Origin of the sequence: Flavobacterium rivuli WB 3.3-2 = DSM 21788 (assembly GCF_000378485.1) — a bacterium.
Lineage (GTDB): Bacteria > Bacteroidota > Bacteroidia > Flavobacteriales > Flavobacteriaceae > Flavobacterium > Flavobacterium rivuli.
Genome location: NZ_KB899971.1, coordinates 185032 through 205283, shown reverse-complemented (window position 1 = coordinate 205283; position 20252 = coordinate 185032). Strand labels below are relative to the sequence as shown.

Annotated in this window: 16 protein-coding genes; 7 read left to right on the top strand and 9 right to left on the bottom strand. The window is 40.9% G+C overall.

Features of this window, described 5'->3' with window-relative positions:
* Positions 1-211: 211 nt before the first annotated feature.
* The 6 genes from F565_RS0114015 to F565_RS0113975 all read right to left on the bottom strand — a co-directional run bounded on the left by F565_RS0114015 (position 212) and on the right by F565_RS0113975 (position 6872).
* A complete protein-coding gene (locus tag F565_RS0114015; RefSeq protein ID WP_020213866.1) occupies positions 212-973 on the bottom strand; it encodes a LytR/AlgR family response regulator transcription factor in 762 nt (253 codons plus the stop codon).
* 13 nt (positions 974-986) lie between these two features.
* Complete coding sequence (locus F565_RS0114010; RefSeq protein ID WP_020213865.1) at positions 987-1304, bottom strand: Hpt domain-containing protein; 318 nt, start codon at positions 1302-1304, stop codon at positions 987-989.
* 76 nt (positions 1305-1380) lie between these two features.
* Positions 1381-3303: a PAS domain S-box protein gene (locus F565_RS22420; RefSeq protein ID WP_020213864.1), complete on the bottom strand. Its 1923-nt coding sequence runs from the start codon at positions 3301-3303 to the stop codon at positions 1381-1383.
* Positions 3304-3306: 3 nt separating this feature from the next.
* On the bottom strand, positions 3307-3846 hold the full coding sequence (locus F565_RS0114000; protein WP_020213863.1) for a heme NO-binding domain-containing protein: 540 nt from the start codon (positions 3844-3846) through the stop codon (positions 3307-3309).
* Between the two features lie 18 nt (positions 3847-3864).
* A complete protein-coding gene (locus tag F565_RS0113995; protein ID WP_020213862.1) occupies positions 3865-4278 on the bottom strand; it encodes a response regulator in 414 nt (137 codons plus the stop codon).
* Between the two features lie 1448 nt (positions 4279-5726).
* Positions 5727-6872 carry a cystathionine gamma-synthase gene (locus tag F565_RS0113975; protein WP_020213859.1) on the bottom strand — a complete coding sequence of 382 codons (1146 nt, stop codon included), beginning with the start codon at positions 6870-6872 and terminating at the stop codon, positions 5727-5729.
* Between the two features lie 106 nt (positions 6873-6978).
* On the opposite strand from F565_RS0113975, the gene F565_RS0113970 reads away from it, so the two are divergent.
* Positions 6979-7773: a DUF3298 and DUF4163 domain-containing protein gene (locus tag F565_RS0113970; protein ID WP_020213858.1), complete on the top strand. Its 795-nt coding sequence runs from the start codon at positions 6979-6981 to the stop codon at positions 7771-7773.
* A 55-nt stretch (positions 7774-7828) separates the two neighbouring features.
* On the opposite strand, the gene F565_RS22875 is transcribed toward F565_RS0113970, so the two are convergent.
* Positions 7829-8011 carry a hypothetical protein gene (locus tag F565_RS22875; protein WP_154652612.1) on the bottom strand — a complete coding sequence of 61 codons (183 nt, stop codon included), beginning with the start codon at positions 8009-8011 and terminating at the stop codon, positions 7829-7831.
* A gap of 423 nt (positions 8012-8434) precedes the next feature.
* Positions 8435-9043, bottom strand: a complete 609-nt coding sequence (locus tag F565_RS0113965) for a superoxide dismutase (protein ID WP_020213857.1) — start codon at positions 9041-9043, stop codon at positions 8435-8437.
* Between the two features lie 207 nt (positions 9044-9250).
* On the opposite strand from F565_RS0113965, the gene F565_RS0113960 reads away from it, so the two are divergent.
* From F565_RS0113960 to F565_RS0113930, 6 genes are all read left to right on the top strand, one after another.
* Complete coding sequence (locus tag F565_RS0113960; protein WP_020213856.1) at positions 9251-9490, top strand: hypothetical protein; 240 nt, start codon at positions 9251-9253, stop codon at positions 9488-9490.
* A 116-nt stretch (positions 9491-9606) separates the two neighbouring features.
* On the top strand, positions 9607-10236 hold the full coding sequence (locus tag F565_RS0113950; RefSeq protein ID WP_020213854.1) for a hypothetical protein: 630 nt from the start codon (positions 9607-9609) through the stop codon (positions 10234-10236).
* Positions 10237-10269: 33 nt separating this feature from the next.
* Positions 10270-13407, top strand: a complete 3138-nt coding sequence (locus F565_RS0113945; protein WP_020213853.1) for a UvrD-helicase domain-containing protein — start codon at positions 10270-10272, stop codon at positions 13405-13407.
* Positions 13408-13869: 462 nt separating this feature from the next.
* Complete coding sequence (gene kbl / locus F565_RS0113940) at positions 13870-15063, top strand: glycine C-acetyltransferase (protein ID WP_020213852.1); 1194 nt, start codon at positions 13870-13872, stop codon at positions 15061-15063.
* Between the two features lie 110 nt (positions 15064-15173).
* The gene (locus F565_RS0113935; RefSeq protein ID WP_020213851.1) at positions 15174-16565 is read left to right on the top strand and encodes an OmpA family protein; all 1392 of its coding nucleotides are present in this window, start codon (positions 15174-15176) and stop codon (positions 16563-16565) included.
* Positions 16566-16633: 68 nt separating this feature from the next.
* Positions 16634-19405: a PD-(D/E)XK nuclease family protein gene (locus F565_RS0113930; protein ID WP_020213850.1), complete on the top strand. Its 2772-nt coding sequence runs from the start codon at positions 16634-16636 to the stop codon at positions 19403-19405.
* A 326-nt stretch (positions 19406-19731) separates the two neighbouring features.
* On the opposite strand, the gene F565_RS0113925 is transcribed toward F565_RS0113930, so the two are convergent.
* Positions 19732-20229, bottom strand: coding sequence for a DUF2306 domain-containing protein (locus F565_RS0113925; protein WP_051087094.1), 498 nt, complete (start codon positions 20227-20229; stop codon positions 19732-19734).
* Positions 20230-20252: the final 23 nt, after the last annotated feature.

The following is a 20252-nucleotide window of genomic DNA, read 5'->3' as shown; positions in this document are numbered from 1 at the left end:
TGATTATTTATACTGCAAATGTAAGGCGGGTTTAATCGCTGCATTTGGCTTTTTCGATTACTAAACGGCTACCGTCGTTCAAATACCGTATTATGGGTATGAACGGTAAATAGCTGTTTTTTAATTACGGTAAGCGGTATAAATAGCAAAAGCCTGCGTTAGCAGGCTTTATATAAAATCAAATAGTAAATAAAATGCTTGCAAAACCCCTTTACAGCATGTTTAAACGTTTTATAAGCTCTGGCCTGTTGGCACGGCTTACCGGTATAACATCTTTACCTATAAGCACACTATTGTCTTCTATATCTATAATTTTTTTGGTATTAATAATATAGGTGCGGTGTACTTTTAAAAAGAGAGTGTCCGGTAGTTTTTCTTCTATCTTTTTTAGGGTAGAGTGTACTATGTAGTTTTTTTGTTCTGTTTTAATATGTATGTAGTCGCCTTTAGCCTCTACCACATTTATAGATGCTATTTCTATTTTAATAAGCCTTCGGTCTATGTTTACATAAAACTCTGTAGCGGTATCTTTAGGCTGGTCCTGGGGCACCGGTGCGGCAGCGGGTGCAGGTACAGCGGCAACAGAAGCTGTTGCAGCACCGGCAGGCTCTGGCACGCGATGTGCCTTTGCTTTTCGTATAGCCCTTAAAAAACGGTCTTCGGTAATGGGTTTTACAATATAATCAACAATACAATCGTACTCAAAGGCATCGGTTGCAAAATTTTTATCGGATGTTATAAGTATAACTGCCGGAGGGTTTTTTATGGTTTGAATAAAATCAAAGCCTGTAAAATCGGGCATGTGTATATCAAGAAAAATCAGGTCGGTGCCTGCACTGTCCTGATTTAAAAATTTTATGGCTGGTATTGCATTGCTAAATTCCTGTGCCAGTTTTAGCTCCGGGTCTTTAGATATCATTTGGGTAATAATTGCCCGTGCCATCGCTTCATCATCAATTATAATACAATTCATATCCTTAATGGGTTTATAATGACGCCGCAAAGCCCTGCATGGCCATAAGCAGCTGGCCAAACTCGGCCTGTAATTGTGTAGAGCGTTCTTTTAGGTTATTCTCAAACTTTTCTGCAAGATAATAACTTTGCTCCATACCCATAACGCTAATTTTGTGTTTTAACTTATGCACGTTATCAGCGGCTGCGTTAAAATTCTGAGCAGCAAGGTTATCCTGGTACTCATTAATTTCTGCAGGCAGCTCGTTTTTTATAACGCCAATTAGCACTGCACGAAAATCGTTATCATCTCCGGCAAGCTCATTAATGTAATTAAGATTAGGCTCTTCCATGTTATGTAGCTATATGTTCTGTAAAAATATATATTTTAACAGAATTATAACATACCTAAATTATGTTAATCAACGATTATTTTGGTATTTCGACGTAAAAAGTTGTTCCTTTCCCTTTTTCACTCTCAATCCATATCTTTCCTTTGTAATTTTCGATGATTTTTTTAACTATCGAAAGCCCTAATCCGGTAGATTTTTCGTTTTTGGCAAGCGACTGGAAAATCTTAAAAACTTTTTCGTGATTTTCTTTTGCAATGCCCATTCCGTTATCGCTAACATAAAAGGTTACGGCATCGTCTGTCTCTTTTGCGCCTACCTCTACATAACCTTCTGTCTTGTCTATATAGGCAACGGCATTGCTTATAAGATTCTGGAATAACTGCTGCGTCCTGAAACGGTCTGCACGTATTACCGGCAGTGGCCCGTTTATAGATACAAGTATGTTAGCCGGTATGTGTATCATGCTAATAATGTTGCTTATAATTTCGTGAGTGTCAACATTTTCTTTAGCAATATCGGTCTTGTCTATTTTAGAATAGGTAAGTACACCCTGTATAAGGTGTTCCATTTTTTCGAGCTTATTGTCTATCATGCCAAAATACTCCAGTGTAGATTCTGCAAGGTTGCCCTCATTCTCTTCTTTTATCCAGGCAATAAGCGAGTTTATGCTTCGCAGCGGCGACTTAAGGTCGTGCGATACTATCTGGGCATAATCTTCGAGCTCGCGGTTACTTTTTTCAAGGCTTCGCAAAAGTTCTTCCTTTTGTTCCTCAAGCGATTTTTTATTGGTAATATCTTCTTCTATGGCAAAAAAGCGGGTAAGCTCGCCATTGGCATTATAAAGCCCCTGGCCCTGCACGCGTATCCAGTATTTCCTGCCCGATTTATGGTAGTTAACAATCTCGCAATTAAAGGGTTCTCCCTTGCTTAGCTGGTCATAAACATAGGCTAATGTTTCTGGATTGGTATCGGGCCCGCTTAAAAGCGTAGATGGGTTAATGCCAATAAGTTCTTTATTGCTGTAGCCGGTAAGCAGGTTAAGGCTTGGGTTTACCCACTCTGTTGTGCCATCACTATTGCAAATAATAACGGCATTCATGTTTTTCTGGGCAATAAGCGACAGGATAACAAGCTGTTCTTCACGCTCTTTCTCATCGGTCATGTCCTGTATCATGGCAAAGTATTGTACTACTTTTCCATTTTCGTCATAAATAGGCTGTCCTTGTGCCCGCGTCCAGAAGTAGCTACCGTCTTTTTTACCATGGGCAATCTCAACGTCAAACGATTCGCCTTTGTAAAAATGGCCCACCATTTCGGTAAGTGCCTCATCATCGGTAAGGTGGGTGCGGCCTATCTCTACCGGAGTTTTGCCAATAATTTCCTCTATAGTAAAGCCGGTAAGCTTTACATAAGCATCATTGCACCAAAAGATCTCGGCATTGGGGTGGGTAAATATAATGGCATTATCGTTATTGCTCGCCACGAGCGACAGCCTGTTAAGCTCTTCGCGGTCGCGCTTTAACTCTTCTTTTTGTTCGGTATTTATTTTTAGCTGCTCTTTAAACTCCAGGGTTGTAAGTTCCTGCTTGCGTAGTATTTGCAATAAATCGAGTTGGGGATCGTAGTTGGCAAAATCAAAAATGTTGAGGTTACGCTGCTTAACCTCTTCTACAGATGACAGCCACGGCGAACCTACAAATAAAAATTTGCCATCCATGATTTCAAACTGCCCGCGCAGCACCACATCGGGCTGGGTATTGCACTCTAAAATGGTAAGCTGGTTTAGTATTTCTACCACACAATCGGCAGTAAACTCGTCTATATACGGCCGCTTAACTCTAAAATGATCGTCAAGTTTTGCGCCCGGCAGTAATTTTGAATGAAATTTAGACAGGCTTTTTCCCTGAGATTGTATAGTTAAGGTATTATCCAGTAATATGTAAAATGGAAATATCTGGCTAAAATTTTCCTCGTTAAAACTAAACGTAAAATTGCTCATAAACTACCAGCTTATTTTAAAAATTTCCTGCGGATTACCATTATCCCTGCTTTGCAAAAACTCTACGGTTGCACTTTCATTAAACATAGATACCAGGCCTTTAAGATAGCCTTTTATAAATGCTGTTATACCTTTTGTTTTAGAAAAATAATGCAAGTGCATACTGCTGTTTCCTAAATGGCTTACCCTAAACTGTGGCGGGGTAAGCTCTGGGTATATCATGGCAATCCTGTTATGAAAGTTAGGCAAATTTATTAAATAATCCCTAAGGGTATCGCCGCGCGAATCTATAAAGCTGTTAAATTTTTTGTTTGTGGTAGGTATTATGCTTTCGCCAAGGTCGTTAAGCACATCTTCTATATCAAGATTCATCTCTTTAGATGCTGCCTTTGCTACAATGTATGCTATGGTATCGTTATAAGGGCTGTCTGTAAGCGAATAATCAACATCAACACCGCTTTGTTCCTTTATAGCTTCCCATTTTTCGGGGCCATAATTTTCTACGGCAAAATCCTGTATGGCTACGTTAATAATTCCGTACATGGCGTGTAATTGTTAATATTATTGCGATATCAGTTCGTTAGTGCTCCAGTATTCAATAAGTTTTTTAATCCTGAAAACATATTCATCATACTTAAGCGGTTTAATAATATAACCCGCTATACCCAGCCTGTAACACTCCATAACGTCTTTATGGTTGTTACTGGTGGTAAGTATTATTGCCGGTATGTATTTTAAAACTTCATCTTCTTTTAAGATCGTTAAAAATTCTATACCGTTTATTTTTGGCATATTAAGGTCGAGCACTATAATGTCAGGAATAACATCCCTGTCTTTAAGTATCTCTAATGCCTCTTCGCCATTGTTAGCTTCTATTATTTTGTGCACGATATCCATAGATTTTAAAACTCTGTTGAATTTCATTACCTCTATGGTATCATCTTCAATTAATAATATGTTTAATGGTTTTGGCATTATGGTAAAGGTGTGTAAAATTGATGGTTGTTTGTTAATATACAAATGTACTTTTATATAGTACCTGCGCCGGTGTTTTTCGTTTAGGTGGCGTTAAAGTACGGTAAATGGTTGTTTGGCTTCGACGAATGGTTTTTTTATCGGTAAACATGCAAAATAGAGCGTTGATTGACTGTAAGTATATACATACATTAACAAAATTTGCTACAATTGTTTAAAGTTCGCAATAAATACCTGTATACCAATATTAATAGGGAAACCTTTAACTACATGGTTGTAGTTTGTCGATACATACCTGCAGTCTGCCTAAACAAATGTTACCGTTAGGCTAATTAATGCAAATAACCTTACAATGCTGTTTACATTTGTAGTGTTAATAATAAAAACATTTGCAACCGGACTACGCACCCGGGCAAAAAAATAAAAATACTTTACTACTACTATTGGCGCAGTTTCCCTTTTTTGGCCCCCACTCCATAAAAGACATATACCACACTACCTTAACTGGTGCCATAACTAAAAAATTAACCTGCCACTCCCCACGGCAGGTTTTTTTTATACGTTTAATTTTGTTTAAGGATTAGTAATTGTAATCTTACATCCTTAAACTGTCTATATACTTGGCCTTACTTATATATTGCTCGTTATTATAATGTTATGGAGTTAAAAAAATTGCCGTTTTATGTATATAATGCATTTGTAAAAACTTAAACAAATGTTACAGTTTGCTTAAAATTAACACAACCCTTACAACCCTGCTTATATTTGCCTTACAATAACGATTGCTTTTACAGAAGTAGAATTTTCGTAAATCAAGTTTGCCGTTATTAACGATTCCCCTTTTTGGTTCCCTAAAAATTTACCGTAAATAGTTTATGCTGTTTATATAAGCAGCCTGCTGGCCCCCAGGCAGGCTGCTTTGCTGCGCAATTATTTTGTACAATGTATTTTGCCTGACTATTGCCACGTAAGAATTACCCCACCTAAACTTATATGCCATTCATCAGGACAAAACTTCCGGTTATCTAAATATTAAAAATTGCCTGTAAAGCCACGCTATCTTTGCTTTGTAATTAAGAAACACTATTTGCACAGGGCAGCAATGCTTAAAGCAAATTAAAATATATCCTACTACAACATATTGGCGACTTTTCCTTTTTTGGCCCCCTGAAAAAAGAATATCCTAAACTACTACACTTACTAATGCCAAAACAAAAAGCAACCTGCCCAATGCCCCGGACAGGTTGCTTTTATATTAGTGAGAAATTTAATTGTAATACTATATGTTCTACAAAACATACCCCAAACCTTATATGAGAGGAGAACCAGCTACACTCTGATGCTAAGCAGGAGAGGTTAAAGGTATTAGTGTTCCCCTCTTAAAGGGGTTAGGGTGTGTCTTTCTGAATACTGCGACTGAACACTGTACACTGCTTACCAAACACTGCCTACTTAGAAAGAGCCTGCTCTATATCGGCAATAAGGTCATCAACATCTTCTACACCTACACTAAGGCGCACCATATCATCGGTAATGCCAAGTTCTTTACGTTTCGCTTCGGGTATAGAGGCGTGCGTCATTAATGCAGGATGATTAGCTAAAGACTCTACACCACCTAAAGATTCTGCCAGGGTAAACACCTCCAGGTTTTCAAGAAAGGTAATAGCCTCTGCCTTTGCACCCGATGCAAATGTAAACGATACCATACCGCCGTAACCGCCCTTCATTTGCTTTTTAGCAATTTCGTGGCGCGGGTGGCTCTCTAAGCCGGGGTAATAAACCGTTTTAATTTTAGGGTGGTTGCTAAGGTATTCGGCAACTTTAACACCGTTTTCGCAATGGCGTTGCATGCGCAGGTGTAGTGTTTTAATACCACGAAGTACCAAAAAAGAATCCTGAGGACCCAGTGTACCCCCTGTAGCAAATTGTGCAAAATGCAGCTTTTCGCCCAGGGCTTCGTCTTTAACAACAAGTGCCCCGGCAATAACATCGCTATGGCCGTTTAAGTATTTTGTTGCGCTGTGCATAACAATATCGGCACCCAGGTTAAGAGGCTGTTGCAGGTAAGGGGTAGCAAAAGTATTATCTACCGCAAAGAGTATATTTTTAGCTTTGGTAATTTTTCCAATAGCCTCAATATCGGCAAGTTTCATTAACGGGTTAGTAGGCGTTTCTACCCAAACCAGTTTTGTTTTATCGTTTATCAACGACTCAAATTTTTCCGTGTCGTTCATATCCACAAAATGGAAGATGATGCCATAATCCTGGTAAATGCGGGTAAACATGCGGTAAGTACCGCCATAAAGGTCATCCATGGCAATAACCTCATCACCCGGTTTAAGCAATTTTAAAACGGTATCGGTCGCCGCCAGTCCCGACGAAAATGCAAGGCCGCGCACGCCATTTTCTATACTTGCCAGAGCATTCTCTAAGGCAGTGCGTGTAGGGTTTGCCGCACGGCTGTACTCATAACCCTGGTGTACGCCCGGGCTGCTTTGTGCAAAGGTACTTGTTTGGTATACCGGGGGCATTACCGCGCCGGTGCTGGGGTCGTTTTGCTGACCGCCATGTATGGTTTTTGTGTTAAATTTCATATAAAGATTGTTCAATGTCATAAAAATATAGGCAAATTTACTGTAAATTGGTTAGGTGTGTAACAACACAGGCCACTTTTACAAAACAATAACACTTTACTTATTTATGAAATATTGCCTAACCCTTATACTGTCTGTTCTTTTGCTTACCTCATGCAAAAAAGACAAAGAAGAAACCACTACAGAGTATACCACCACTACAGAGAAACCCGCAGTACTTACCTTTACAGATAAGGTGTACAGCAAAAAAACCATGCTGGCCGGCCCGGAACCCCGTACTTATGTAGATATTAATGTGCCGGATGCATCTGGAATTCCGGTTGCGGGAGACAGCATTAACAATAAAATATTCAGGACAGTAAGAAGCATTGTGTACTTTGGCGAAAAACCTACAGATGCTACCAGCTACAAGGAATTAATGACGTCTTTTATAGAATCGTATGATGAGCTGGCTAAAAAATTCCCGAAAGACGCCATGGCATGGGAAGCTAAGATAAAAGGCACGGTTGATTATAAAACCGACAGCATTATTGGTATTAAGCTTAATAACTATATGTTTACCGGTGGTGCCCACGGTTATGCGGGCGACAGGTCGTTACTGTTTAACGCTAAAACGGGCAGGTCTTTACAATACTCAGATATTTTTAAAGACGAGAAAGCATTTACGGCATTCGCCGAAAAGAAATTCAGGGCTAAGTATAAGATTCCTGCAGGTAAATCGATAAATTCGACTGGCCTGATGTTTGAAGAAAATAAATTTGTACTGCCACAAAATATTTTCTTTAAAGAAAACGGACTGCTCCTTTTTTATAATGCTTATGAAGTTGCCGCTTATGCAGAGCAGCAAAAAGAAGTGCTTATACCGTATAGCGAAGCTGATGCCTACTTAAAGATGAAGTAATTGTTTAGTCATCTGTCACGATTTCCACTCTTAAAATAATAAATACGCAGTCTGTTTATTTCTGAACAAGCAGGACACTCACACCTGATTTGTAAGCCTTATTATTTTTCTGCCTGAATAATAATGGCTCTTCGTGCGTTGTCATGGCGCCTTTGGTTACAATATGTGCGTCCCGGCGGGGCGGTATGTTTATAGCAATCAGGTATGCGTATACTATAGAGCTCCAAAGGAGCGGCATATATGCCGCTCCTTTGGAGCTCAGGATTCTGTGATTTCAAATTTTTTATAGGAAAACATTATTACAGTAACACACCCCCAACCCCTCTCAAGAGGGAAGCCCGCCCCCAACGCCGGGAATATCCTGAATAACTGTGCGGCTTAAAACTCTGAGTGATGCTGTTTCTATCTTGAGAAAGGAGCCATCCTCTAACAACTGAAATATACTGAATAAAATGCGGTTTAGAAGTATGAGTGAAGCTGTTCCCCTCTTGAGAGGGGTTAGGGGTGTGTTACAGATAACTTTTTTGTAATCTTACTGTTTTCCTGCCTTAATAATTAGATTGCTTCGTGCCTCACAATGACAGCAACGGAAACAATATGATTAAGCAGAGAACAAAAAAAACGGGCACCTCTCAGCGCCCGTTCTATATCTTTATAAAGACTATTTTTCAAGGGCAAAACGCCTTGTAACCTCTTCCCAGTTAACAATGCTAAAGAACGCCTCAATATAATCAGGCCTTCTGTTTTGGTAATTTAAGTAATACGCGTGTTCCCAAACGTCAAGGCCAAGAATAGGTGTTCCTTCGCCGCCTATTTCGGGCATTAGCGGGTTGTCCTGGTTAGGTGTGCCTACAACTTCCAGCTTGCCGCCTTTTTGTACGGTAAGCCATGCCCAGCCTGAGCCAAATTGTGTAGCGGCAGCTTTAGCAAATTTTGCTTTAAACTCTTCAAAAGAGCCAAAAGATTTATCTATAGCTTCTTCAAGTTCGCCTGTAGGCTCGCCTCCGCCTTTTGGCGAAAGTATCGTCCAGAACAGGTTGTGGTTATAGTAACCGCCACCGTTGTTTCTTAGGGGGGCATTAGTAGTATCAAGGTTTAAAAGTATATTTTCTATAGTTTTACCTTCAAGATCGGTGCCTGCAATAGCTGCATTAAGGTTTGTTGTATAAGCGTTATGGTGCTTAGTATGGTGAATCTCCATAGTTTTAGCATCTATATAAGGCTCAAGGGCATCGTATGCATAAGGTAATTTTGGTAATTCAAAAGCCATAGTTATCCTGATTTAAAAGATTAGTATTAAAATTTTAAACCAAATTTACAGATTTAATGCTTTATAAAAAATAAGAATTTGTTATTATTTAACCCAAAACCTTATAAAGTGCTGTTAATTAGCCCCTTTTACGTAAAGATGGCTTAATATTAACACTAATTGCCTGATAATGAGTTATCTTTATTAAGAACCAATATATCAGCTATAATGAATACCTTGGTTTCTTACTACCTGCAAATTCTTATACCACTGCCGGCAATAATCTGGGCAGGCTTGTATGAGTGCAGTACGTACTTTTGGGGATCGCTCCTTGTATACATTTTTTACCGAATGGTTACCGATGCTAATAAACTAATAAACAGCGGTGCAATATCTAAAAATGACCAGTGGCAATTATTTACCCCATTTTTAAGTGTAAAATACTTTAAGCAACTTTACTTTAAGTAATTATACTATGAGGCGGCAGCATAAATGATAATGCTGCTGCTTTTTTTATATCTTGCCTGTGCAAAAAAGGTCTAAATATGGTGCGTTTTATAAGTTGCATTCTCATTTTTTTGGTAATGGCAGCTACAGGTTGTGACAGGATTGTTGTAGAAAATATGACAGGAGACATACCTGTTTTAACGCCTGTAGACAGTACTGTAATACACCAGACTAACGATGACGTAACGTGGCGCAGGTATACATTTGCAAATATGCTGTTGCAGTTTAATTTTTCAGATAGTACTACATCTGCCATTACCTACGGAAACAATTACCATAAAAATATTTCCGATATCTTTTACACCAAAGCGATGATTCAAAAATCAGGTGAATTGGTTCGCAATTATGATCTGGATTTGGAATATTTTACCGCCGATCCTACACAGTATCAGCTTAGTACTTCATGCATAATTGAATTTGGTAAACGCAGTTATATTTTATGTGTTTTTAATAAGCACCAGTTTAGTGTTGGCCCGTTAAACGTTTATTTTTATTGTCTTATTGATATTACAGATCCTGATGCTGTTAGTGCTATTGGCTTTACAAGCAGGCTTGCGGAAGGTACAGATGTACTACAGGATATTTACAACAAAAACGGCCACCTGTCTATATCGATGCATTACTATACCCACACCGGGCATAAACGCTACAAAACTGCTATGGCTATAATTACCCAAAATGAGCGTAATGAATGGGTGGTAAGGTAGTAGCTATGCAACTCCTTTTTTTTATATTTGTTTATGCAAAAAACAGCCTTTTCTATTTACAATGCCTCGGCAGGTTCCGGTAAAACCTATACCCTTGTTAAAGAATACCTGCGCATATTGTTGCAGGCCGGTACAGATGATGCCTACCGCCGCATCCTGGCCATAACCTTTACCAATAAGGCCGTGCAGGAAATGAAAAGCCGCATCATCCTGAACCTTTCTGAATTTGCAAAGGATGAGCCGGGCGATAAGGCAGAGTCGCTCATGAAAGTGCTGTCGGCAGAAACAGGGCTGTCCCTTGCTACTATAAAAGACAAGTCGCGCGCCATTATCAAGAACATCATTCACAACTATGCTTCGTTTGATATTAGTACCATCGACAGGTTTACGCATAAGGTTATCCGTGCCTTTGCACACGACCTTAACCTGTCCGTCACATTCGATGTATCGCTGGAAACCGACAGCCTGTTGCAGGAAGCGGTAGATGCCATTGTTGCCAAAGCGGGCGATGATGAGGTGCTAACGTCGTTACTGGTAGATTTCTCGTTAGATAAAACCGATAACGATAAAAGCTGGGACGTAACCCGCGAGCTCTTTGAAACCGGACGTTTACTCGTAGACGAAAACAACCGTAACGAGCTGGCGCAGTTTAAAGACAAAAGCATCGAGGAGTTTCTCTTCATTCGCGAAAAGCTAAAGGAAACGGTTGCCTCATTAGAAGAAGAATGTTCGCAACTGGGCCACGAAATGGAAGCGTTGCTGGAGGGTAGCGGGGTAGACCCAAAATCATTTTCGGCGGGGCATTTCCCTAACCACATTGGCTACATAAAAAACGGAAAGCTTACATCGGCACATAAAAAATACCATGAGCCGGAAGATATAAAGATCAATAAAACCGCGAAAGACAGGCTTGTTATAGAGGGGCTGCTTCAGCCGCTGTTAGTACTACTGGCTAAGGTGTACAAAAACTACGAGAAGCGTAATTTTTATACCGCTTTCCTAAAAAACATAACACCGCTATCGCTCCTTAACTCCATAGGGCAGGAGTTGGAGCGCATACAAAAAGAACAGAACGTACTCTCGATATCCGAGTTTAACGCCATTATTCACCGCGAGATACAAAACCAGCCTGCACCTTTTATATATGAAAGGCTGGGCGAGCGCTACCGCCACTTTTTTATAGACGAGTTTCAGGATACTTCGCAAATGCAGTGGCACAACCTTATTCCGCTTATAGATAATGCCCTTGCGGGCGAAGACCCCCTTGCCGGCCCCGGCTCGCTGATGCTGGTGGGCGACCCTAAACAATCTATTTACCGCTGGCGTGGGGGTAAGGCAGAGCAGTTTATAGAACTGGGTAAGGACGGGTTTAACCCCTTCTCTAACCCCGATAAAGGCACCATGCAGCTCGCTACCAACTACCGTAGCTTTAGCGAGGTGATAGGTTTTAACAACGGCTTCTTTTCGGGTATTGCCGATGAGTTTGCCAATGCAGATTATAAGCAAATGTATACCGAAAGCGTGCAGGAGCTTAACCCTAAAGAGGGTGGCTATGTAAACATATCGTTCCTGCCGGAAATTCAGCAGGACCCCGAAGCAGAGGAGGTTGACAAAAACGAGCTGTACCTTGAGGCTACATTAAGGGCTATAGAAAAAGCAAAGAGCCACGGCTTTCAGAATAAAGATATTGTGCTGCTTTCGCGAAGGCGGCAGCCAGGGATTTTGCTTGCCAATTACCTTACCGAGAATGGCATCCCGATATTATCATCGGAAACTTTGCTGATAGAGAATGCCACCGAGGTAAAACTTATCATTAACCTGCTGCGCTACCTTAAGAGCAACGAGAACAAAGAGGCTAAGGCGCACTTTTTATATTTTGCGGCTACGCAAACCAGCTTTGGCATTCACGATTTTATTGCCGAAGGGATGGAGCAGCCCACCGAAGATGCCCTCGAAAAATTCCTTGCCAAACACGGCATACAGATATCGTTTAAAAACTGCCGTAAAAAATCGTTGTACGAAGCAGTAGAAACTATTGTGGAAGCTTTTATAAAAGCCAAAAGCAACCAGAGTTATGTACAGTATTTTCTCGACCTGATTTTAGAAAGGGATATCCGTACACAAAGCGGCATATCCGACTTTTTAGAGTACTGGGATACTAACGGTTCGCGGTTTAGCATTCCGTCGCCCGAAGGTAACGATGCGGTGCGGATAATGACCATCCATAAAAGTAAGGGACTGGAATTTCCGGTTGTGATTTTCCCTTTTGCCGAAGAAGATTATGCCCGTGCCCGCCGCGACAAGATGTGGCTGGAACTGGATGATGATACGTTCGAATTCCAAAAGGCATTAATTGATACTAACAAAGCCGTTGCCGAATATGGCGAAAAAGCCGCCGAACTGTACTTTATAAAAAGCCAGGAAGAACTGCTGGATAATATCAACATCCTTTATGTAGCGCTTACCCGTGCCGAAGAGCAGTTGTACATTATAAGCAACCGCAATTTTACATCTAAGGGAGAACTTACCAATAATATGTCGAGCTACTTTATAAAATACCTCATGAACAAAGGGGTGTTTAATAATAGTGTGGCGCAATATGAGTTTGGCGACCCACAGCGCATCTCGGCTGTAGAAAAGCACGTTAAAGACCAGCACACTATTAAGGTGGTTAAAGAGCATTTCGACCCGCGTAAGGTAAAGATCGCGCAGCGTGAAAGTCTTATGTGGGGCAGCAATCAGGCGCAGGCTATAGAGTTTGGTAACGTAACCCACGAAATTCTCTCCTATATTAAAACGGAGAACGATATCCCTATTGCCATCATGAAAGCCATAGAGAACGGACTCATTGTACATGCCCAGAAAGAAGCTGTAGAGCAAACGCTTAAAGATGTTGTTTTTCATCCGGAGCTTACTGTCTTTTTTGCCGAGGGCAATACCATCTTTAACGAGCAAAGCATTATAAGCTTTGATACCCAAACCGTAATACCCGACCGTGTGGCTATTCGCGATGGTAAAGCCTACCTGCTGGATTATAAAACCGGGCAGCACCTCGATAAATATGCCAAGCAGTTGCAGGGATATGAGTTTTCGTTACGGCAGATGGGGCTTGTGGTAGAGCGAAAAACTATTGTATATATAGGAGAAGATATTGAAGTGGTGGAAATTTAGTCTCAGTCTTAGTGTTTAATGAAAAATTTAACCACTAAGTACACGAAGTTTTTCACAAGGAACACAAGGCCTAAATTTATAGCAGTAAGCACAAAGATACCAACCCGATTTTCGGGTTGAAGAGCACAAGGCTTTGGCGTATAGCGTTGTGTGCTTTTAGCTTGAAACAAGCATTATTCATGCAGCTTCGTGCTCTTAGTGAAAAACCTGGTGCCCTTTGTGGTAAAATATAATTATAGCAAGATTTATTAAGGATAATATAAGTTAGGGCAGCTTTTGTAACTTTGCACTAACAATAATTAAATTAAACAGATCATTCTGTCTCTTCAAGAGAATAGATCTACTTAAAACAAATTCAAAACAACAAACTAATATAAACCATGCAGAGAATGGTGGCTGCTACTGAAAACTTTAGGGTTTCCCGGAAACTGACCACTGCGACTGCGACTGAAAACTTTTTTTATGTACGGAAAAATCCAACAACACCTTGCAGCCGAGTTAGAAACTATTAAAGACAACGGGCTGTACAAAAAAGAACGCATAATAGCATCGCCACAGGATGCAGAGATAACACTTGAAAGCGGGCAGAAGGTTTTAAACTTTTGTGCCAATAACTATTTAGGTTTGTCGTCGCACCCGGAAGTGGTGCAGGCAGCTAAAGATGCGCTGGACAGCCACGGCTTTGGTATGTCATCGGTACGTTTTATATGCGGCACGCAGGATATACACAAAGAACTGGAAAAAGCAGTTGCTAAATTTTATGGTACGGAAGACACTATATTATATGCGGCTGCCTTTGATGCAAACGGTGGGGTTTTCGAACCCTTATTGGGCGAAGAAGACGCAATAATATCTGATAGTTTAAATCACGCATCTATTATAGATGGTGTGCGCCTGTGTAAAGCGGCACGCTACCGTTATGAAAACAGCAATATGGACGACCTGGAGCAGCAGCTTATAAAAGCTAACGAGGCAGGCCACAGGTTTAAGATAATTGTAACCGATGGTGTTTTCTCTATGGATGGCGTAGTAGCCCCGCTTGATAAAATATGCGACCTGGCCGATAAGTATGATGCACTGGTAATGGTAGATGAGTGCCACGCTGCCGGATTTATAGGCGCAACAGGCAAAGGAACGCTGGAAGCTAAAGGCGTTATGGGCCGTGTAGATATTATAACAGGAACCTTTGGCAAGGCATTAGGCGGCGCTATGGGAGGTTATACAACGGCCAAAAAAGAAATTATAGAGCTGTTAAGGCAGCGTTCAAGGCCGTATTTGTTCTCTAATTCGCTGGCACCTTCAATAGTAGGGGCTTCGCTTAAGGTTTTTGAGCTTTTAGAGAAAGATACAAGCCTGCGCGATAAGCTGGAGTGGAACACCAATTACTTTAAGGCAGGCATGAAGGCGGCAGGGTTTGATATTGTAGAGGGAGATTCGGCAATTGTACCGGTAATGCTGTATGACGCGCAGCTTTCGCAAACCATGGCCGACGAACTTTTAAAGAAAGGCATCTACGTTATAGGATTTTTCTTTCCTGTGGTTCCTAAAGGAAAAGCAAGAATAAGAGTACAGCTTTCGGCGGCACATTCGCAGGCACATTTAGATGCTGCAATAGCCTCATTTACAGAAGTTGGCAAAGCATTAAGTGTAATTTAACTATATTTTAGGTAGTTTCGTAAGACATTTTGTATTAAAACGTTTTGCTGTTCTATTTTAACACACTAATTTTGTCCTATATAACCTATATGTAATTTAAACAAAAAAGTATGAAACATCTTAACAAATTATTCGTTGCTGCCCTGTTGGTAGTTGGACTTAATGTCCACGCTCAGGACGAAGACAACCCGTGGGCTATTGGCTTCGGTGTTAATGCAGTAAGCACAAGATTTGGTGCTGCTTCAAAAGTAGAAGACCAGTTTGGTCAATATTTCAATGCTAAAGATCAGTGGAACATCCTTCCGTCAGTATCTTACCTAACAGTTTCAAGAGCTATTGGTAACAACCTTTCAGTTGGTATTACAGGTACTGTAAACAAAATTGATAAAGTTGTAAGCCGTACTCCTGGTACTAACGATTACGTTATTACAGATCCGGGAGATGTAACTTACTACTCTGCAGATGCGATCGTTAAATACGGTTTCCTTGCTAAAAGCTGGTTTAACCCATACGTTCACGTTGGTGGAGGTTACACATGGTTAGACGAAAAAGGCAACGGTACACTTAATGGTGGTATTGGTGTTAACTTCTGGTTTACAGAAAACGTAGGTCTTACACTACAGTCTACTTACAAACATACATTTGAAGATCAGGCAGAAGCTAATGTACCTAAGCACATTCAGCACTTTGCAGGTCTTACATTTAAATTTGGTGGAAAAGATACAGACGGCGACGGAATTTATGATAAAGACGATGCTTGTCCTGAAACTCCAGGTTTAAAACAATTCCAGGGTTGTCCTGATACAGACGGTGACGGTATTCCAGACAAAGATGATGCTTGTCCTGAAGTTGCTGGTCTTGCAGAATTTAAAGGTTGTCCTGATACAGACGGTGACGGTATTACAGATGCAGAAGATGCTTGTCCTACAGTTGCTGGTCTTAAAGAACTTGCTGGTTGCCCAGACGGTGATGGTGATGGTGTAGCTGATAAAGATGACAAATGTCCTACAGTTGCAGGTCCTAAAGAAAACGGTGGTTGCCCATGGCCAGATACAGATGGAGACGGCGTTCTTGATAAAGACGATCTTTGCCCATCAGTTAAAGGTACTGCTGCTAACCGTGGATGTCCTGAAGTAACTGAAGAAGTTATGAAACGTCTTAACGAGTATGCAAGAACTATCCTGTTTAACAGTGGTAAAGCTACTTTCAAAGAAGAAACTCTTCCTGTATTAGCTTCAATGCTTTCAATATTCAAAGAATACCCTAACGCAAGCTTTAGCATCGAAGGTCACACAGACAGCGATGGTAGCAACGCTCTTAACCAAACGTTATCTGAAAACAGGGCTGGTGCTGTTAAAACTTTCTTAGTTGAAAACGGTATCGCTGCAGACAGGTTAACATCTATCGGTTTTGGTGAAACTAAACCAATTGTATCTAACAAGACTGCAAAAGGTAAAGCTCAAAACAGAAGGGTAGAAGTAAAACTTATCAAAAGAGAGTAAGTTTTAATTTCTCAAAATAATTAAGGAAACGCCCCCGATTTATCGGGGGCGTTTTTTATTTTTATACCATGGCAGATACCACTTTTTTAGATAAGCTAAGTACACAAATAATAAGCAGCTACGGCAGCAACCTGAGTAACATAACCATTGTACTGCCCAATAAGCGGGCACGTATTTTTTTGCTCGAAGCCTTAAAAAAGAAACTTACCGGCACCGTGTTTGCCCCAAACATAACCAGTATAGAAGATTTTGTGCAGGATGTGGCTGGCATTCGCTCTATAGATGCCATAGAGCTGCTCTTTGAGTTTTACAATGTTTACCTGAGCCTTACCCCAAAAGAAAAACAACAGCCGTTTGAAACCTTTGCAAACTGGGGCAAAACCCTGTTGCAGGATTTTAACGAGATAGACCGCTACCTGCTTAACCCTGCACATGTACTTACCTATTTAGAGAACATTCAGGAAATAGAGCACTGGGCGGTAGATGTTGATAACCGTACGAGCATGATAGAGGCGTATCTGGAATTCTGGAAGCTTTTACCATCCTACTACAATACACTTTATGCGCACCTTTTAGACAAGGGTGTGGGCTACCAGGGGCTTATATACCGCGAGGCCGTGCGCAACATTAACCACTTTAGCAATGCCAATAAAGGCGAACTGGTGTTTGCAGGCTTTAATGCGCTTAATGCCGCCGAAGAAAAAATTATACAACACCTGCTCTCTATGGCGCAGGCACGGGTGTACTGGGATATAGATTATGCATTCCTTAATGACCCCTACCATGATGCAGGGCTCTTTATAAGGCGTTTTAAGAAAGAGTGGAAACAATATGCATCGCATAACTTTGAGTGGCTTACAGACGAGTTTAGCCAACCAAAGAACATTCATATTATAGGCACTCCAAAAACAGTAGGTCAGGCAAAAATAGCCGGCGAGATTGTAGAGCGGCTGCAAAGCGAAGGCCACAGCCTTGATAAAACGGCATTGGTACTGGGCGAAGAAAGCCTGCTGATACCTTTACTGTACAGCCTCCCTTCAAATGTGGGCAGCCTTAATATAACTATGGGTTACAGCAGCCGCAACAATCCTGCGCAAATACTGGTGCAAAAATTGTTCAAGATGCACACCAATGCACTTGGCCGTAACGAAAAGAGCTATACGCTGTATTACAGGGAAGTGCTCGATATACTTACACATCCGCTGGTAGAGCCGTATGCCGGGGCATCTAAACTGGTTGATACTATAAACAGGAACAACATTACCTTTTTTTCGCTTAATAAACTGTTTGAGATACAGGGAGAGGCAAGCCCGTTCTTCACGCTGCTGTTTACCCGCTGGGAAAACAATGGCGGCGAAATACTGGGTAGGTTTACCGATATTTTACTGGCACTAAAATCGTTTTTAAGTAATGATGACGAAGAAGATAAGATATCAAAAGCCTTCCTGTATTCTATATTTAAAGTAATCAATAAGCTAACTAATTACTATGAGAGCCATCCGCAAATGGACAGCCTCCCGGTACTTCATGCCATATACAAGCAGGTAATAGACCTTGCCGAGGTTTCGTTTGAAGGGGAACCTTTATCAGGGCTTCAGATAATGGGAGTCCTGGAAAGTCGCGTACTCGATTTTGAGAATGTGATAATTACCTCTATGAACGAGGGTAAATTTCCGGCGGGTAAAAGCCAGAACTCCTTTATACCTTATGATGTAAAGCGCGAACTTGGCCTGCCCACCTTTAAAGAAAAAGATGCTATATACAGCTACCACTTTTACCACTTATTGCTAAGGGCTAAAAATGTGTACCTGCTTTACAATACAGAGAGCGAGGGGCTTGATGCCGGAGAACGCAGCCGTTTTTTAACCCAGCTTGAAATAGAAAAGAAACCCAATCACAACCTTACGGTAGATGTGTATAATGCGGTGCTTCCGCCCAAGGCGTATGAACCTATGGAAGTGCCAAAGACCGAAAGCGTTATGGCGAGGCTGCGCGAAATTGCCACGGTAAAAGGGTTCTCGCCATCGGCATTAACGGGTTATTTACGCAACCCTATACAGTTTTACTACCAGCGCATACTCCGCATTAGTGAGGCCGATGAGGTAGAGGAGAGCATTGCACTTAATACGCTGGGTACTATTATTCACGGTGCGCTAGAGGAGCTTTACAAGCCGCTTACAGGTAAATTTCTTACCGTTCAGGATATTGAGGCTATGGCTGCCCTTGCCGATGATGAGGTTATGCGCCAGTTTGTAACGGTTTATAAAGAGGGCGAAATTAAAAAAGGGCGTAACCTCCTGGCTTTTGAAGTTGCCAAGCGCAATGTGCACAATTTCCTTAAACAGGAAAAAGCCGCCATAACCACCGGAGATGCTGTAAAGGTGCTTTATCTTGAACATAAGTTTGAGCGCGTTCTGGAAGACAGCCGCCTCCCTTACCCAATTATGATATCGGGTAATATAGACAGGATAGAGGAGCGCAACGGCCGCATTCGTATTACCGATTATAAAACCGGAAAGGTAGAAAAAAGCAATGTGGTGCTTAAAAACTGGGACGGCCTTACTGCCGAAATTAAGAACGACAAGATAATACAGCTGCTGTGCTACGTGTTTATGTATGAACCCGAAGCTAAGGGTATGGAGATCGAGGCCGGCATTATATCGTTTAAAAATATGAAAAGCGGTTTTATGGGCTTTAATTTTAAAGACGGTTTTGATAAAAGTGCCGCCGTATTAGATGTTGTAGATGCTGCTGTTTTAGAAGAGTTTAAGTCGCAGCTTATTGTGCTTATTAATGAAATACTAAATCCTGAATTGCCTTTTACAGAGGAGGTTAGATAATTAGTGATCAGTGTTCAGTATCAGGCGCAGTATTCGGGTAGAGACGCATTGAATGCGTCTTACGTTTCCGGGGAGTTTACCACAAGGGACACGAGGTTTTCCAAAAGAGACACAAGGCTATATGAATAAAGTGTGTTCATATTCCGCCGTAGGCGGGAGGGCACAAAGCTAATACGCAAAGCCTTGTGTGCTTCAATACCCTTGCCAATAGTGTAATCTTATCCGAAATATCAAACTTAGCTTAGTGTGCTTTGTGGAAAACCTCGTATGCCTTGTGGTAAATAATTGAAACCTGTGAATTAAACTATCGTATATTAATATTGGTGTTATACCGGTAATACAGATCTATTGATTTTTTTCTGTTTTTTAAACTGATATACAGAGCCTGCAATAAACAGTAGTAAAAGGATTAAAAGGGTATTGCCAATTATGGGGTCTTTAATATCTTTTGCTAAGGGATGACCTACAGGAACACGGGTAAAGGTTTCGTTAACAGTAGGGACTAACGACAGGAAAAAGCTAAACGACAGGCAGAAATTTTCGAAATAACGTGCCCTGACATTCCCTTTTTTTCTTGAATATAGTATGTAGGCTTCTACAATTAAAAGCACAATGAAGATAGAAAAAGCATGCCCCGGATTAAAGCCTCCATGTTTAGATATGCCCAATGCCGTTAATGAAGTAACCAGTGTGCAGTAAAAATAAAGTTTCCCTGTAAGTTGGCTTAAATCTATTTTGCCATATTTTATAAAGGCTGTTAGAGCAGCAATTATGGCAACAACGCCTATTACTGTATGAAAAATTCCTAATGCTGATAATGCCATGATTTTAATTTTAGTTTTATGTG

Coding starts and splice junctions, on each gene's coding strand:
- F565_RS0114015 (WP_020213866.1), bottom strand. CDS start 973: ATGAATTGTATTATAATTGATGATGAAGCGATGGCACGGGCAATTATT.
- F565_RS0114010 (WP_020213865.1), bottom strand. CDS start 1,304: ATGGAAGAGCCTAATCTTAATTACATTAATGAGCTTGCCGGAGATGAT.
- F565_RS22420 (WP_020213864.1), bottom strand. CDS start 3,303: ATGAGCAATTTTACGTTTAGTTTTAACGAGGAAAATTTTAGCCAGATA.
- F565_RS0114000 (WP_020213863.1), bottom strand. CDS start 3,846: ATGTACGGAATTATTAACGTAGCCATACAGGATTTTGCCGTAGAAAAT.
- F565_RS0113995 (WP_020213862.1), bottom strand. CDS start 4,278: ATGCCAAAACCATTAAACATATTATTAATTGAAGATGATACCATAGAG.
- F565_RS0113975 (WP_020213859.1), bottom strand. CDS start 6,872: ATGAAATTTAACACAAAAACCATACATGGCGGTCAGCAAAACGACCCC.
- F565_RS0113970 (WP_020213858.1), top strand. CDS start 6,979: ATGAAATATTGCCTAACCCTTATACTGTCTGTTCTTTTGCTTACCTCA.
- F565_RS22875 (WP_154652612.1), bottom strand. CDS start 8,011: ATGCCGCTCCTTTGGAGCTCTATAGTATACGCATACCTGATTGCTATA.
- F565_RS0113965 (WP_020213857.1), bottom strand. CDS start 9,043: ATGGCTTTTGAATTACCAAAATTACCTTATGCATACGATGCCCTTGAG.
- F565_RS0113960 (WP_020213856.1), top strand. CDS start 9,251: ATGAATACCTTGGTTTCTTACTACCTGCAAATTCTTATACCACTGCCG.
- F565_RS0113950 (WP_020213854.1), top strand. CDS start 9,607: ATGGCAGCTACAGGTTGTGACAGGATTGTTGTAGAAAATATGACAGGA.
- F565_RS0113945 (WP_020213853.1), top strand. CDS start 10,270: ATGCAAAAAACAGCCTTTTCTATTTACAATGCCTCGGCAGGTTCCGGT.
- kbl (WP_020213852.1), top strand. CDS start 13,870: ATGTACGGAAAAATCCAACAACACCTTGCAGCCGAGTTAGAAACTATT.
- F565_RS0113935 (WP_020213851.1), top strand. CDS start 15,174: ATGAAACATCTTAACAAATTATTCGTTGCTGCCCTGTTGGTAGTTGGA.
- F565_RS0113930 (WP_020213850.1), top strand. CDS start 16,634: ATGGCAGATACCACTTTTTTAGATAAGCTAAGTACACAAATAATAAGC.
- F565_RS0113925 (WP_051087094.1), bottom strand. CDS start 20,229: ATGGCATTATCAGCATTAGGAATTTTTCATACAGTAATAGGCGTTGTT.